This window comes from Mycoplana sp. MJR14 (genome assembly GCF_029210525.1).
In the GTDB taxonomy this organism is placed as follows: domain Bacteria; phylum Pseudomonadota; class Alphaproteobacteria; order Rhizobiales; family Rhizobiaceae; genus Mycoplana.
In genome coordinates, this window is sequence record NZ_JARGEO010000005.1 from 266,736 (window position 1) to 280,919 (window position 14,184).

Annotated in this window: 11 protein-coding genes; 6 read left to right on the forward strand and 5 right to left on the reverse strand. The window is 65.9% G+C overall.

All coding sequences use genetic code 11. The annotated features are described in order from the left end of the window. Positions 1 to 44: 44 nt before the first annotated feature. Positions 45 to 1,097 carry a low specificity L-threonine aldolase gene (locus P0086_RS14605; RefSeq protein WP_275786746.1) on the forward strand — a complete coding sequence of 351 codons (1,053 nt, stop codon included), beginning with the start codon at positions 45 to 47 and terminating at the stop codon, positions 1,095 to 1,097. 12 nt (positions 1,098 to 1,109) lie between these two features. Here P0086_RS14605 and P0086_RS14610 read toward each other — a convergent pair whose 3' ends face one another. Next, complete coding sequence (locus tag P0086_RS14610) at positions 1,110 to 1,964, reverse strand: LysR family transcriptional regulator (protein ID WP_112593712.1); 855 nt, start codon at positions 1,962 to 1,964, stop codon at positions 1,110 to 1,112. Between the two features lie 90 nt (positions 1,965 to 2,054). Here P0086_RS14610 and P0086_RS14615 point away from each other — a divergent pair, with 90 nt between their 5' ends. Beyond that, on the forward strand, positions 2,055 to 3,059 hold the full coding sequence (locus P0086_RS14615) for a bile acid:sodium symporter family protein (RefSeq protein WP_275786749.1): 1,005 nt from the start codon (positions 2,055 to 2,057) through the stop codon (positions 3,057 to 3,059). Between the two features lie 71 nt (positions 3,060 to 3,130). Here the strand turns inward: P0086_RS14615 and P0086_RS14620 are convergent, their stop codons facing one another. Continuing rightward, on the reverse strand, positions 3,131 to 3,592 hold the full coding sequence (locus P0086_RS14620) for an Hsp20 family protein (RefSeq protein WP_112593934.1): 462 nt from the start codon (positions 3,590 to 3,592) through the stop codon (positions 3,131 to 3,133). A 457-nt stretch (positions 3,593 to 4,049) separates the two neighbouring features. Here P0086_RS14620 and P0086_RS14625 point away from each other — a divergent pair, with 457 nt between their 5' ends. Continuing rightward, on the forward strand, positions 4,050 to 5,012 hold the full coding sequence (locus tag P0086_RS14625) for an alpha/beta hydrolase (RefSeq protein WP_275786753.1): 963 nt from the start codon (positions 4,050 to 4,052) through the stop codon (positions 5,010 to 5,012). 79 nt (positions 5,013 to 5,091) lie between these two features. Here the strand turns inward: P0086_RS14625 and hisN are convergent, their stop codons facing one another. Together hisN and P0086_RS14635 are read right to left on the reverse strand one after the other, a co-directional pair. Then, on the reverse strand, positions 5,092 to 5,865 hold the full coding sequence (gene hisN / locus P0086_RS14630) for a histidinol-phosphatase (RefSeq protein ID WP_275786757.1): 774 nt from the start codon (positions 5,863 to 5,865) through the stop codon (positions 5,092 to 5,094). 334 nt (positions 5,866 to 6,199) lie between these two features. Further along, positions 6,200 to 7,081 (reverse strand): N-formylglutamate amidohydrolase, encoded by an 882-nt coding sequence (locus tag P0086_RS14635; protein WP_112611783.1) that lies wholly within the window; start codon positions 7,079 to 7,081, stop codon positions 6,200 to 6,202. Positions 7,082 to 7,269: 188 nt separating this feature from the next. Between P0086_RS14635 and cpdR1 the strand changes: the two genes are divergently transcribed. Further along, positions 7,270 to 7,632: a response regulator CpdR1 gene (gene cpdR1, locus P0086_RS14640; RefSeq protein WP_112593707.1), complete on the forward strand. Its 363-nt coding sequence runs from the start codon at positions 7,270 to 7,272 to the stop codon at positions 7,630 to 7,632. Between the two features lie 70 nt (positions 7,633 to 7,702). Here cpdR1 and P0086_RS14645 read toward each other — a convergent pair whose 3' ends face one another. Further along, the gene (locus P0086_RS14645; RefSeq protein ID WP_275786762.1) at positions 7,703 to 8,230 is read right to left on the reverse strand and encodes a Pycsar system effector family protein; all 528 of its coding nucleotides are present in this window, start codon (positions 8,228 to 8,230) and stop codon (positions 7,703 to 7,705) included. 133 nt (positions 8,231 to 8,363) lie between these two features. Between P0086_RS14645 and P0086_RS14650 the strand changes: the two genes are divergently transcribed. Then, entirely contained in the window at positions 8,364 to 12,071 is a 3,708-nt protein-coding gene (locus tag P0086_RS14650; protein WP_275786764.1) for a FecR domain-containing protein, read from the forward strand. Beyond that, complete coding sequence (locus tag P0086_RS14655) at positions 12,071 to 14,050, forward strand: adenylate/guanylate cyclase domain-containing protein (RefSeq protein ID WP_275786769.1); 1,980 nt, start codon at positions 12,071 to 12,073, stop codon at positions 14,048 to 14,050. Before P0086_RS14650 ends, P0086_RS14655 begins: the two co-directional genes overlap by 1 nt. Positions 14,051 to 14,184: the final 134 nt, after the last annotated feature.

Consider the following 14,184-nt stretch of genomic DNA (forward strand, 5'->3'; position numbering starts at 1 on the left):
CATCGATCGATGACACTGGAGCCGGCCTGCGCCGGAAGATCTGCATGTATTTCGCCTCCGACAACTGGGCCGGCGCCCATCCCGAGATTGCCCGCAGCCTCAGCGAAGCGGCCGACGGTTTCGCCAGGGCCTATGGCGCGAGCGACCTCGACAGGAAGGTGGAGCACACCTTCAGCGAGATCTTCGAGCGCGACGTCGCCGTCTTCTTCGTCGGCACCGGAACCGCCGCCAATTCGCTGGCGCTCGCAAGCTACAATCGCCCCGGCGGCCAGGTCTTCTGCCACGCCGAGGCCCATGTGAACGTCGACGAGTGCAACGCGCCGGAGTTCTTCGCAACCGGCGCCAAGCTCGTTCCGGTCGCGGGCCGCGACGGGCGGATGGCGCCCGACGCGCTGGCTTCGGCGATCGCCCGCTTCCCGCCCGATTTCGTCCATGGCGGCCAGCCGATGGCCGTCACCCTGACGCAGGCGACCGAGGCCGGCACGGTCTATACCCTGGACGAGATCGCAGCGATCGGCCGGATCGCCCACGAGGCGAAGCTGCCGCTGCACATGGACGGCGCCCGTTTTGCCAATGCGCTGGTGACGCTCGGCACCACGCCGGCGGACATGACCTGGAAGCGCGGCGTCGACATCCTTTCCTTCGGCGGCACCAAGAACGGCTGCTGGTGCGCCGAGGCACTGGTGCTCTTCCATCCCGGCCGGGCGCGGGAGATGCATTATCTGCGCAAGCGCTCCGCCCAGCTCTTCTCGAAGTCGCGCTTCGTCGCCGCGCAGTTCGACGCCTATTTCAGGGACGGGCTGTGGCTCGACCTCGCCCGCCATTCGAACGCCATGGCAGCGCGGCTGGCCGGCGGCTTCGCCGCGGCGAAGTCCGCCCGCCTCGCCTGGCCGACCGGATCCAACGAGGTTTTCGCCATCCTGAAGAACGCCACCCTGCAGGCGCTGCGCGACGAGGGCGCCGTCTTCTACGACTGGGCCGCCCCGGCCGGTATCCGCGAGACCATGGGCAGGGACGAGACGATGATCCGCCTCGTCACCAGCTTTGCCACGACCGAGGACGAGGTCGACCGCTTCCTGTCGATCTGCACGCGCTGAGCGCGCATCACGTCAGTCGGCCCCGTGCGGCAGGATGCGGGCGACGATCAGATCCGAGAGCGCCTCCGTCAGCGCCGCATCGGCGCCGCGCCGCGGGATCAGCATGAACTCGACGTCCTCCAGCTGCGGCAGGCGGTCGGCCGCAATTTCCCTCAAGCCGGACGGGATCATGCTGCGCGGCTGCACCAGCACGCCCATGCCGGCGCGCGCCGCCGCCGTCAGCCCGCTGAGGCTGCCGCAGGTGCAGACGATCCGCCAGGGGATCTTCGCCCGGTCGAGCGCCTCCTGCGCCGCCCTGCGGGTGATGCTCGGCGCCGGGAAGGCGATCAGCGGCAGCACGTCGCCGCGCGACAGCAGATCCGGATCGCGCGCCAACCAGACGAGCGGCTCGCGGTAGAGGAGACGCCCCTGCGTCTCGCCGGCGTGCCGCTTGGCGAGCACGAGGTCGAGGTCGCCGGCCTCCTGCATCTGGTAGAGCACCGCGCTCAGCGCCACCGTCAGCTCCAGGTCGACGAGCGGATGCAGGCGGATGAAATCCTCCAGGATCGCCGTCAGCCGGTTCGCCACCACGTCCTCCGAGACGCCGAGGCGCAGCCGCCCGCGCAGCCGGTTGTCGCCGAAGAGCGAGGTCACCCGGCCGTTCAGGTCGAGCATGCTGCGGGCATGGCCGAGCAGCGCCTCGCCCTCGCCGGTGAGGCGGACGTGATGGGTATCGCGGAAGACGAGCTGGCGGCCGAGCGCCTTTTCCAGCCGCTGGATATGCTGCGTCATCGTCGACTGTCCGATGCCGAGCCGCTCGGCGGCCAGCGTGAAGCTGCCGGTCTGCTCCAGCATGACGAAGCTGTTGAGATGGGTCAGGTTCAGCATGGTTATCTCGTTTCGTGATAACTGTTAGTGTTTGCATCCTGCTTCATGATGGGAGACTGGTAAAGCCGAATTGCAACGGAACCCGAGACCATGAGCCGCTTCCTGCCCGACCGCTTCACGATCATGCTGGTCTGCACCGTCGTTCTCGCCTCGCTGCTGCCGATCAGCGGCGTGGCGGCCGACTACTTCTCGATCGCCACCAATCTCGCGATCGCGCTGCTGTTCTTCCTACATGGCGCCCGCCTTTCCCGCGACGTGGTGGTGGCCGGCCTGCTGCACTGGCGCCTGCACCTCGTCATCATGCTGACGACCTTCGCGATCTTCCCGCTGCTCGGGCTGGCGATCGGCCTCCTGCCCGATTCGATCCTGCCGCAGCCGCTCTACCTCGGGATCCTCTTCCTCTGCGTCCTGCCCTCGACCGTGCAGTCCTCGATCGCCTTCACCTCGATGGCCGGCGGCAACGTGCCGGCGGCGATCTGCGCCGCATCGGCCTCCAACATCTTCGGCATGTTCCTGACGCCGCTGCTTGTCGGCCTGCTGTTCTCGCTCGGCGGCCACGGCGGCTTCTCCTGGGATGCGTTGGAGAAGATCCTGCTGCAACTGCTCGCACCCTTCGTCCTCGGACAGCTGCTGGAGCCCTGGATCGGCACCTGGATCCGCAGCAAGAAGAAGATCCTGGCCCCCGTCGACCGCGGATCGATCCTGATGGTCGTCTATCTCGCCTTCTCGGAAGCCGTGATCCAGGGCATCTGGCGGACCTTCTCGACCGGCGACCTCGCAACACTGGTCGTCATCGACATCCTCCTCCTCGCCGCCGTGCTGCTGATCACCTTCTACGGCAGCCGCCTGCTCGGTTTTGCGAAGGAGGACGAGATCACCATCGTCTTCTGCGGGTCGAAGAAATCGCTTGCGAGCGGCGTTCCGATGGCGAACGCGATCTTCGCCGGCCAGCCCGTCGGCGCCATCCTGCTGCCGGTGATGCTGTTCCACCAGATCCAGCTGATGGCCTGCGCGGTGATCGCGCAGAAATACGCACAACGCCAGAAGCAGCGGGAAAAGGAGAGGCAAGCGCTGGCGGCCGCCGCCGCAGCCTAGGCAGACGGGTCGACATACGAAAAACGGCGCCCTCGCGGGCGCCGTTCGCATATCCGGAATCGGACAGATCGTCAGGCCGTCTGGGCCTCGATCTGCTTGGTCTCGCGGCCGACCGAGACGATCTCGATCTTGCGCGGCTTGGCGGCTTCCGGGATCTCGCGGACGAGATCGACATGGAGCAGGCCGTTCTTCAGCTGCGCGCCACGGATCTCGACGTGATCGGCGAGCTGGAAGCGGCGCTCGAAGGCGCGCTTGGCAATGCCGCGATAGAGAAACTGCGACTGGTCGCCGTTTTCCTCGGCCTTCTCACCCTTCACGGTCAGCACGTGTTCGCGGGCTTCGATCGAAAGCTCGCTTTCGTCGAAACCGGCCACCGCCATGGTGATGCGGTAGGCGTTCTCGCCGGTGCGCTCGATGTTGTAGGGCGGATAGGTCTGGCCCTGGTCGGGCTGGCCGAGGCTGTCGAGCATCGTGAAGAGGCGGTCGAAGCCGACGGTGGAGCGATAGAGAGGGGAGAAATCGAAGTGACGCATGGTGTCCTCCATTGAGCAACGTGTTTGCGATCGAAAGCCGAACACCTGATTTCAGGGGTGCCGGCCAGTTTGCGGACCTTCACCCCTGATGGCGGTGAATGCCCTTGTTGCGAGCCCGTTCCGGCGCCCGCATCGTTGAGATGGTGATACCGGCCGAAGAGTTCAAGACCTTCGGGGCGGCGCCGCACAGCCACCGGCACGCCCCCCTTCCGCCCCTTGAGGACCACGCTGAACGGCCGATGAACGCGCCCTTCCGGCCCCGTTCACATGCCGCGCGATAGATCGGAAGCATAGGAAGCCCGAACTTCCTCGGCCGGGGCGAAACGTCCCTTCCGCCCAGGCCAATTTGGCCGGCATGCGCAGGCGTCCCCGCCTGTCGCATCGCCGGCTTTTTTCTTTGACGCGAACCGGCCGAGCCCCTACCTTCGACCGCAGACGCACCCCAGCCGGCCCGGACATGGACGAACTCCTTCGCGAAACCCCAGACAATCCCGTCCCGAAAAACCATTTCGCCGGCTACTTCGAAGGCAGCGGCGGCGTGAAGATCCGCTATGCCGTCTTTCGCTCGGCGGCGCGCGAGGCGAAGGGAACGGTTGTGCTGCTGCAGGGGCGCAGCGAGCAGATCGAGAAGTATTTCGAGACGATCAACGAGCTGACGGCGCGCGGGCTGTGGGTCGCGACCTTCGACTGGCGCGGCCAGGGCGGCTCTGGCCGCCTGCTGGGCGATCCGCTGCGCGGCCACGTCGTCCGCTTTTCCGACTACGAGGCCGACCTGAACCAGTTTCTCAAGCAGGTCGTCCTGCCCGATACGCGCCTGCCGTTCTTCATCGTCGCCCATTCCATGGGCGCGCTCGTCGCCCTGTCGCAGGCGCCGGAACTGGAGAGCCGGATCGACCGCATGGTGCTGGCGGCACCCTTCCTGGCGCTGGCCGGCCAGGTCATGAGCCAGCGCTCGATCACGATGATCGCCAACACGGCGAGCTTCTTCCAGCTCGGCGGGCGCACCTTCCGCCGGCATCCGCCGGCACCCGCATTCGAGGGCAATGCGCTGACCAGCGACCGCCGCCGCTTCGAGCGCAACATGGCGATCTGCAACGCCTTCCCGGACCTGACCCTCGGCCAGCCGACGGCCAGGTGGCTGAAGGAATCGCTCGCCGCCATTTCCCGCGTGTCGCGCCAGGACCACCTGACCCGCATCCGCATCCCGACGCTCGTGCTCTGCCCGACCATGGACCCGATCGTGCCGCGATCGGTCCTCAATGCTTTTGCGAGAAAATTCCGCGCCGGCCGGCTGATCGAGATCGACGGCGCCCGCCACGAGCTGTTCAGCGAGGCCGATCGCTACCGCGCGCAGGCGATGGCCGCGATCGAGGCCTTCATTCCCGGCAGCCAGGCCGAGCATACCGCCCTCGGCGCCTGACGCATTCGGCCTGACGCTCTGCGCATGATGCTCGGCGCCCGCCGCCCTGAGGGCGGCGGTATTCGTGCCCCCTGCCCGCTCAGGCCTTCAGGATCGCCATCGCCTCGTCGTAGACGGCGCGGCTGCCGGCGGCGATGACGCGCCCGCCCATCTCGGCGCGCCCGCCGTCCCAGTCGGTGATGATGCCGCCCGCCTGCTCGATCACCGGGATGAGGCCGCCGACGTCATAGGCCTTCAGCGAGGATTCGATGACGAGGTCCACATGGCCTGCGGCGAGAAGCGCATAGGCATAGCAGTCGACCCCGTAGCGGAACAGCCGCACCTTGTCCTGCACCGCCTCGTAGCGTTGCCGGTCGCCGCCGACGAAGATGTGCGGCGAGGTGGTGAACATGATCGCATCGGCAAGACTCGCGCAGGCGCGCGTCGAAAGCACCCGCCCGCCCTCCGGCCCGCTGTAGACCGCCTGCGTGCCGTCGGCGAAATAGCGCTCGCCGGTGAACGGCTGGTCGACCAGCCCCATCACCGCCCGGCCGTTGCGGTAGAGCCCGATCAGCGTGCCCCAGACCGGCACGCCGGAAATGAACGCCCGCGTGCCGTCGATCGGATCGATCACCCACACATATTCCCGGTCGAGCCCGACCGAACCGTGCTCCTCGCCGAGAATGCCGTGATCGGGAAAGCGTTCGGTGATCAGCGCCCGGATCGCAGCTTCGGCGGCGCGGTCGCCCTCGGTCACCGGATCGAAGCCCTCCTGCTCCTTGTTCACCACATGCGCGCCGACGCGGAAGCGCGGCAGCGTCTCCGCCTTGGCGGCGTCGGCAAGCAGGTCGAAGAAGGCGCGATCGGGAAGCATGGCAATCTCACATTTGCGAAGGGGACCGCCCGTCCATAGAGCATGCCGGGCAAAAACGGAACCGTCCGGACAGGGAACACAGCGGGCACAGCACTGGATCGAAGCACCGCCGAGCCGGGCCATTGCGGGCATTTTGCCGAAAAATTGGCACTTGCCCGGAAATGCTTGACATTTGTGCAGCGCAATATTAAGGTTCGGTTACAGTCATTCGTGACTGTAATACCCTCCTTGGGTGTTTCCTCCCTAGACTTAACCGCGCACACAGCGCGGTTTTTTTTGACCGGGGCGGACGTTGACAGTGGCGAATAGGGCGAAACCCCGGCAGGCGCGATCGTCACTCGGCGGCAAGGGCGCTGTCGGAGGCGTATTTGTCGACGTAGCCTGCGAACTCGGCGAGCGCCCACGAGATACCCGTCCGCACCGCCTCGAACTCCGGCTTCTTGGCAAGCGTCGTTTCGTCGACGTAGAGCGCCCGGTTGACCTCGATCTGGATCGCGTGCAGCCCTTTCGCCGGGCGCCCGTAGTGCTCGGTGATGAAGCCGCCGGCATAGGGCTTGTTGCGGGCGACGACGAAGCCCATGTCCTCGAACAGCCTTACCACGGCACGCGACAGGTCGCCGGCAGCGCTGGTGCCGTAGCGGTCGCCGATGATGAAGTCCGGGCGCTGGCCGCCGGCGATGCGGATGTTGCCGGGCATCGAGTGGCAGTCGACCAGGACGGCAAAGCCGAACTTCAGGTGCGTGCGCACGATCAGGCTGCGCAGGCAGGCGTGATAGGGCTTGTAGATCGTCTCGATGCGCTCCAGCGCCTCGCCGACCGGCATCCGGCGCTGGTAGATCTCCATGTTCTCCGCCACCACCCGCGGCACCGTGCCGAGCCCGCCTGCCACCCGCATCGAGGAGACGTTGGCATAGGGCGGCAGCGATCCCTCGAACATGCGCGGGTCGAGCTCGTAGGGCTCGCGGTTGACGTCGAGGAAGGCGCGCGGGAAATGCGCCAGAAGCATCGGCGCGCCGAGGTCCGGTGCCGCGCCGAACAGCTCGTCGACATAGTGATCCTCGGAGCGGCGGATCGAAAGCGCATCCAGCCGCGAATCACGGACAAATCCCTGTGGATAGGCGCGACCGCTATGGGGGGAATTGAACACCAACGGAAGGGTCTGCGAGGATGGTTCCAGGACCTCGAAGAGGCCTTTCTCGCTGAATTCCGGAGCCATTTCGGTCCTTTACCATATGACAAGATCGCGACGTCCTGTATGTTGCCAGCCACGGGCACCCGTGTCCATAGTCGCTTCGACGCAACGAGCCCGCGATTCGTCCGTTCATCGGATTTTTACCGGAATCGTTATTTCGTAATCGAACCGCCGCACCGGCAGAACAACCAGCAGTAACGGCCTCCACGTACATGAGTTTCAAGATCCTCCTCGCCGAAGACGACAACGACATGCGCCGCTTTCTCGTCAAAGCGCTCGAGCGCGCCGGCTACAAGGTCACCTCCTACGACAACGGCGCGAGCGCCTATGACAGGCTGCGCGAGGAGCCGTTCTCGCTGCTCCTGACCGACATCGTCATGCCGGAGATGGACGGGATCGAGCTCGCCCGCCGCGCCACCGAGCTGGACCCGGATCTCAAGGTCATGTTCATCACCGGCTTCGCCGCCGTGGCGCTGAACCCGGATTCCAAGGCTCCGAAGGACGCCAAGGTCCTCTCCAAGCCGTTCCACCTGCGCGACCTCGTCGACGAGGTCAACAAGATGTTGGCCGCCTGAAGACGGATTTCACCAGGTCCGCAGCCGACGTTTGACCGCGTGCCGCCGCCCGCACGGGTGCGCGGCATTGCTATTGCCGCAGGAGCAACAGCAGCACATAGGCGACCACGGTGACGAGCAGGCCGCGGAAGGCGAAGCGCACCATCCGGTACTTGTCCGCCGAGAGCTTCGCCATCGCATCGGCGTTTTCCAGATACTGGCCGAACAGATAGTCCATGTCGCCCGCGGCACTCGCCGCGATCAGGCGGCCGCGCTGGTCGTGCCATGCGCCCCAGTAGAGCGACGTCCCCCGGTCGGCCCGGCGCGGCAGCACGACGAGAATGGCACAGACGATGGTAAAGACCACCGAGATCGCAAGAACGGCCGACGCGATCGCCCAGTAATGGATACCGCCCGTGTAACGCGACACCTGGAAGACGCCCTGACCTTCGGCAGACCACATCAGGAAGGCCAGCATGAAGGTGAAGATGTAGGCCGCCTTCTGGTCCGCCGACCTGACCTGGTCGTAGAAGACGTCGTTCACCTTCTTGATGTGGTTGAAATGCTCGATTGAAATCGGGCCCTCATCCGTCTCTACAGGGTTACTGCCCTTCTTCAACGTATATCCGCCGTCCGCCATCAACCGATCGCCCCGTTTCCATGTGTTTCCCTGTTAATACAGCAACCGACAAAAGCAAGCGAAAGCGCCGCGCCTGCTTGACATTTGCGCCGCCGCCGGCAGTTCTTCGATCATGGGACTAAGGGTGGGCTTGAGGACGATCGCGGCGTTGCCGCTTCTACTCGCGTGCGGGCATTCGGCTGCCCTCGGCGAGCCGGTTCCGCGCGCCGCCCCGGCGGCGGGCTCCGTCATCGCCCGCAAGACCGGCGAGGAGGTCCGCTTCTTCGACGTCTCCAACTGGAACCATGTCGACCTGAACCAGGATCTTCTGGTCGGCGACGAGCTGCGCACCAACGCGCTCGGCCAGCTGGCGATCCTCTTCAGCGACAACACCCAGATCCGCCTCGGCCGCAACTCCTCGCTGCTCGTCCGGCAGATGGGGGCGACCGGCGACACCGTGCTGGACCTCGAGAGCGGCACCATCTGGGCCCGCGCCCAGCGCGGCGGCCGGGGCCTGAAGGTCGAGACCCCCGCCGCCGCCGCCGCCATCCGCGGCACCGACTGGTCGCTCACCGTCGACGGCGACAAGACCTCGCTGGCCGTCCTCGAAGGCACGGTCGAACTCACCAATGCCCAGGGCAGCGTCCAGGTCCGCCAGGGCGAGGCCGCAGTCGCGCGCATCGGCCAGGCGCCGCAGAAGGTCATCATCGTCAATTCCGACGACCGCGAGCAGATGCTGTTCTACCTGCCGCTGCGCGACGCCTTCGTCTACATGCAGGCCTCGCCGCTGACGGCCGAGGAGATGCGCCGCACGATCGACCGCATCGAGCAGACGCCGGAGCAGGATCGCAGCGCCGAGGACTGGCTGACGCTCGCCGAGGCGCAGTTCACGCTGGACGGCCGGCCACGAGCGACGGCCTCGCTGAACCGGGCGCGCGCCATGACGCTCTCCGCCGCCGAGCGCGCCCGCCTCGACCTGATGGACGCCATGGTTGCCGGGGCCGAACGCCGCTTTTCCGATGCGGCCCGCCTCTTCGCCCGCGCCCGGCCCGGCCTCGATCCGAAGCGCGGCAGCGTCGCCGACTTCGGCGGCTATTTCGCCCGCGCGCTGGCGAACCCCGACCGCCTCGAAAAGCAGCCGCGCCATGTCACGGGCCCGAACGGCGCTTTTGCCGAGGCCTATGCCGCAGGCTTCCTGGAAAACATCCGGGCGAGCCTGGAGGTGCTGAAGGAGGCCGAGAAGAGGTATCCGGACGACCCGCGGCTGCCGGGCTACCGCTCCGCCTTCGCCTTCATCATCAACGACCGCGAACAGGTGAAGGAAGCGATGGGCCGCGCGCTGGCGCTGGATCCGAACCAGCCGTACGGCCTGTGGTCTCTCGCCCGTTACCAGAGCGGCATCGAAGGCAACATCGACGCCGCGATCGCCACCTTGGAAAAGGCCGTAAAGGTCGCCCCCGGCTGGAGCACGCTGTGGAACGACCTCGGCAACGCCCAGGATATGCGGGGCGATTGGCAGTCGGCGGAAAAGGCCCTGAAGCGGGCGATCGAGCTTGATCCCGAGGACGCGCTGGCCCGATCCAATCTTGCAGGCATCTATCTCCAGCAGGATCGGGTGCGGGAAGCCAAGCGGGAAATCGACCGCGCTCTCGCCACCGACCCCGGCTTCGACCTGGCGCTCATCACGCGCGGCCGCTACCACCTTGCGACCGGCGAACTGGAAAAGGCGACCGAGGACCTGCTGGCAGGCACGGTGGCGAACCCCGCCTTTGCCGGGGGACAGCTCGCGCTGGCCATTGCCCAGCAGGAGCAGGGCAACCGCGAAGCCGCGCAGCAGGCACTGGACAATGCCGATCGACTGGACCCGAACGATCCGCTGGTTCCAGGGTTCCGCGCGAGCATCGCCATTGACGAGTACGATTCCGGCACCGCTATCGCATCGGCCCAGGAATACATGCGCCGACTGCGTGCCCGCGGCAGCGACTACCAGGCTATCAGCTTCAACCACGACGCCGGATCGATCCTGAACAACGCCTTCCGGCTGCAGGGCCTGAACGCCTGGGGCCAGTACTACGGCGACATTACCTTCGATCCCTTTACCGGCACCTCATATGTCGACCAGACACTGCGCGGCAGCGTCAATCCGTTCTGGAACAACTATCTCTACGGCGGCGACGGCATCGAGCCGACCGCGAATGCACACACCTTCTCGTCTCTTTTCCAAGGGTTGCTATACGACCCACTCATGTTGACAGGGCCAACTGCACGCCCCTACTACATTCGTTATCCCTTCTCTGAAGTGGAACTCGGCTACGGCATCTCGACGCTGAACGGCGATTCGCGGCCGATCTACCAAGGCAGCTGGAACAGCTTCGGCAACTGGCCGTTCCCGGTCAGCAATTCCTTCAACCTTGAATGGATAAAGACACCAGCATCAGAAGACAGTCGCCTCTTTAATTCGGAGTATGAAGGCGCGACAGAACTGGTCAACGGCTATGGCTACATCACTGCGACACCAACGCCAGCAGACCGCATCGTCATCCATGGACAGCATTTCGACAACGAGTTCGAGCTGAGTTCGCGATATCTCGCGGGCCTTCCGCTATTCACTGGGTCAATCCCGTTTACACGGGATCAGGATGAGCAGTTCAGGTCAACGGCTGCAAGCATCGGCTGGAGCCATACGATCAGTTTTGAGAATGTCGTCAATACTGCTTTCTTCTATGAGACCACTGATACCAGCGATATCCAATCATACACCTTCGACCTGCCAATTTCAGGGTACAGCACGTTCGACACCCGCGAGACAAGCTATATCGGCGCGATCAACCATACGCTCGCGACTGGTGATTTGACCTGGCGCTACGGCGTCGAAGGCGGCGTGGTCGACGCAAGAGCCGAGGCGGCAGCCGGGGGTACTGGCACGGAGACAATCGAGTCGACCATCGACTACGGGCGCCTCTATTTGGACGTGCTTCACGATCTCAGCCCATCGCTCCGCGCCGAATACGGCCTGTTTGCCAGCTATGCACACGGCGACGATACTGATAGACGCCGCCTCGATCCCCGCGCGGGCATAGCTTATTCACCATACGATGGCCAATGGCTAAGGCTCGCCTACATCGGGCAGAGTTATGACTATGGGCTGAACACACTCGCACCGGTGACCACTGTCGGCTTGCAACCGAACCAAGCCGGTCTGACCGTTGACGGATCGACCGACACGATCGCCGCGCGCTGGGATGCGGAGTGGAACGACTGGCTGTTCACAGCCCTCGATTTCCAGCATCAGGATCTGCAGGACTTCGGCATCGCCTACCCGACCACCTGGCAGTACTTCCTCATTCCCGATACGTTGCTCCTCTCCGACGGACGCATCGACCGCGCCAGCATTACCTCCAACATCCATCTCGGCAACGGCTTCGGCCTTTCGGGCACGCTCGCCTACATCGATTCCGAGAACCAGGATCCGAACAGCCCGGACGAAGGCGGCTCCCTGCCCTTCGTCCCCGAATGGGCGGGGCAGGTCGCCCTGACCTGGGTGAACGAGGCCAATGTGAGAGCGACGCTGGCTGCCAACTACATCGGCACGCGCCTCGGCAACGAAACCTTTCTCGTTTCCAACGAAGGCACGCCCGACCCCGCGGACGACCGCTATCTCCTGCCGCAGGAACTCGCCGCCTTCTGGACCCTCGACGCCAGCGTCACCTGGGAGCCGTTCGACAAGCGCTTCGAGCTGAGCCTTGCCGCCTTCAACCTGCTCGACGAGGACTTCGAGGTCGCGGCGGGCATTCCGGGTTGGGGACGGAGCTTCAAGGGCACCCTCAAAGTGCGGTTCTGATGAAGCGGAGCTGGCCGTTCCGCCGCCGCGGCACCCTCGACGCCAGGCCGCGCCTCAGCCGCCGGCTGCGACTCGTGCTGCTGACGATCGCCACCATCCTCGTCGTCTCCACGCTCACCCGTTTTCCCTTCTGGACGCTGCAGGAGCTGCGCAGCTTCGATTTCCTCTCGACGCTCCACGATCCCGCCCCGCCCGCCGACAGTCCGATCGTCGTCGCCATCGACGAGCCGTCGCTGGCGGAGATCAACGTGCAATGGCCCTGGCCGCGCGATATCCATGCGCGGCTGATCGAGGCGCTGCGGGCGGCGGGCGCAAAAGCGATCGGCCTCGACATCATCTTTGCCGAGCCCACCGCGCCCGAACGGGATGCAGCGCTCGCAGCGAGCCTCGGCCCCGACGTCGTGCTCGCCGGCGACGAGAGCGTGATCGTCACCCCGCAGGCCGAGCAGCTGGTGCGCACCACGCCGCTGCCGGCCTTCTCCGAGGCGGGTGCGGTGACCGGGATCGCCTCGATCTCGCTCAGCGGCGACGGCATCTTCCGCGACCTGCCCCGCTACGAGGACGGGTTTGCCCGCCAGATCGCCCGCGCCGCCGGCCGCGCCGCGGATCTGCCTGTGGGAGAATGGATGATCCAGTCCTACGGCCCCGCCCGCAGCTATCCGACCGTCTCCTACTACCAGGCGCTCGATCCGGACGCCTTTCTGCCGAAGGACTATTTTCGCGACCGCGTCGTCATCGTCGGCCTGAGCCTGCAGAACGCGCCTGAGATCAACCACGGCGGCGCCGACGCCTTCGCAACGCCCTATACGGTGCACACCGGACGGCTGGTGGCGGGCGTCGAGATCCAGGCGACGATCTTCGACAACATCGTCCACGCCAGTGCGATCCGCCGGGCGGGCGCGCCGCTCGCGCTTGCCGGGATTGCGCTTGCCGCGGTCCTCGCCGCCTTCACCGTATGGCGATCGACGCGGTGGCAGACGGCGGCGATCGCGCTTGCCGCAGCGCTCGGCTTTTCGGCCATCAGCTTCCTGCTGATCCGCCATGCCGGGCTCTTCGTCTCGCCGCTCGGGCCGGCGCTCGCCTTTGCCGCCGTCGCGGTCGGCCAGGCCGCCTTCGACTATGCCGACGAGCGCCGCAACCGCAAGCAGATCACCCGCGCCTTCTCGCAATACCTGTCGCCCGCCCTCGTCGAGCGGCTCGTCCGCGATCCCTCGCAACTGCGCCTCGGCGGCGAGCGGCGCACGCTGTCCATCCTGTTCTGCGACGTGCGCGGCTTCACCACCATCGCCGAGACGATGAAGGACGATCCCGAGCAGCTGACGACGCTGATCAACCGCCTGCTGACCCCGCTCTCCGACATCGTGCTCGGCCACGGCGGCACGATCGACAAGTATATCGGCGACTGCCTGATGGCCTTCTGGAACGCGCCGCTGGACGATGCCGACCACGCCAACCATGCCGTTGCCGCCGCGATCGACATGCTCGCCCGCATGGAGACGCTGAACGCCGAGCTGAAGCGCGAGGCGGCCGAGCGCGGAACGGTGTATCACCAGCTCAAGATCGGCATCGGCATCAACACCGGCGAATGCGTCGTCGGCAACATGGGCTCCTCGCAGCGTTTCGACTATTCGGTGCTGGGCGATGCGGTCAACCTCGCCTCGCGCCTGGAGGGTGCATCGAAGAACTACGGCGTGCCGCTGCTGATCGGCGAAGGCACCGCCATGCTCGCCGACCGCTTCAGCGTGCTCGAACTCGACCGCATCACGGTCAAGGGGCGCACGGCCGCCTCCCCGGTCTTCACCGCCCTTGCCGGCGTTTCGCCGGAGGTCCTGGCGGAGCACCGCCGCCTTCTGGCCGCCCGCGAGGCGGGAACGCTCGCGGCCGGCGACCCGCTGTTCGACGCGCTGTCATCGGCCCTTCCCGCCCTTTCGCCCTATTATGCGATCGTGCGGGCCGAGCGCGCGGCAGGCAGCGCCTGAGCCGACGCGGCGGATTCCGCCGCGCTCGCCGATGAAACCCGCGGCCTCAGCCGTCCTTGTCGATGGAAGTGTCACTTCTCCCGCCATCCCGATTGCCCGGGCCTGCATGCGACCTCCGGTTGACATCGCTTTGC

Coding starts and splice junctions, on each gene's coding strand:
- P0086_RS14625 (WP_275786753.1), top strand. CDS start 4,050: ATGGACGAACTCCTTCGCGAAACCCCAGACAATCCCGTCCCGAAAAAC.
- P0086_RS14620 (WP_112593934.1), bottom strand. CDS start 3,592: ATGCGTCACTTCGATTTCTCCCCTCTCTATCGCTCCACCGTCGGCTTC.
- P0086_RS14615 (WP_275786749.1), top strand. CDS start 2,055: ATGAGCCGCTTCCTGCCCGACCGCTTCACGATCATGCTGGTCTGCACC.
- P0086_RS14610 (WP_112593712.1), bottom strand. CDS start 1,964: ATGCTGAACCTGACCCATCTCAACAGCTTCGTCATGCTGGAGCAGACC.
- P0086_RS14655 (WP_275786769.1), top strand. CDS start 12,071: ATGAAGCGGAGCTGGCCGTTCCGCCGCCGCGGCACCCTCGACGCCAGG.
- hisN (WP_275786757.1), bottom strand. CDS start 5,865: ATGCTTCCCGATCGCGCCTTCTTCGACCTGCTTGCCGACGCCGCCAAG.
- cpdR1 (WP_112593707.1), top strand. CDS start 7,270: ATGAGTTTCAAGATCCTCCTCGCCGAAGACGACAACGACATGCGCCGC.
- P0086_RS14650 (WP_275786764.1), top strand. CDS start 8,364: ATGGGACTAAGGGTGGGCTTGAGGACGATCGCGGCGTTGCCGCTTCTA.
- P0086_RS14635 (WP_112611783.1), bottom strand. CDS start 7,081: ATGGCTCCGGAATTCAGCGAGAAAGGCCTCTTCGAGGTCCTGGAACCA.
- P0086_RS14605 (WP_275786746.1), top strand. CDS start 45: ATGTATTTCGCCTCCGACAACTGGGCCGGCGCCCATCCCGAGATTGCC.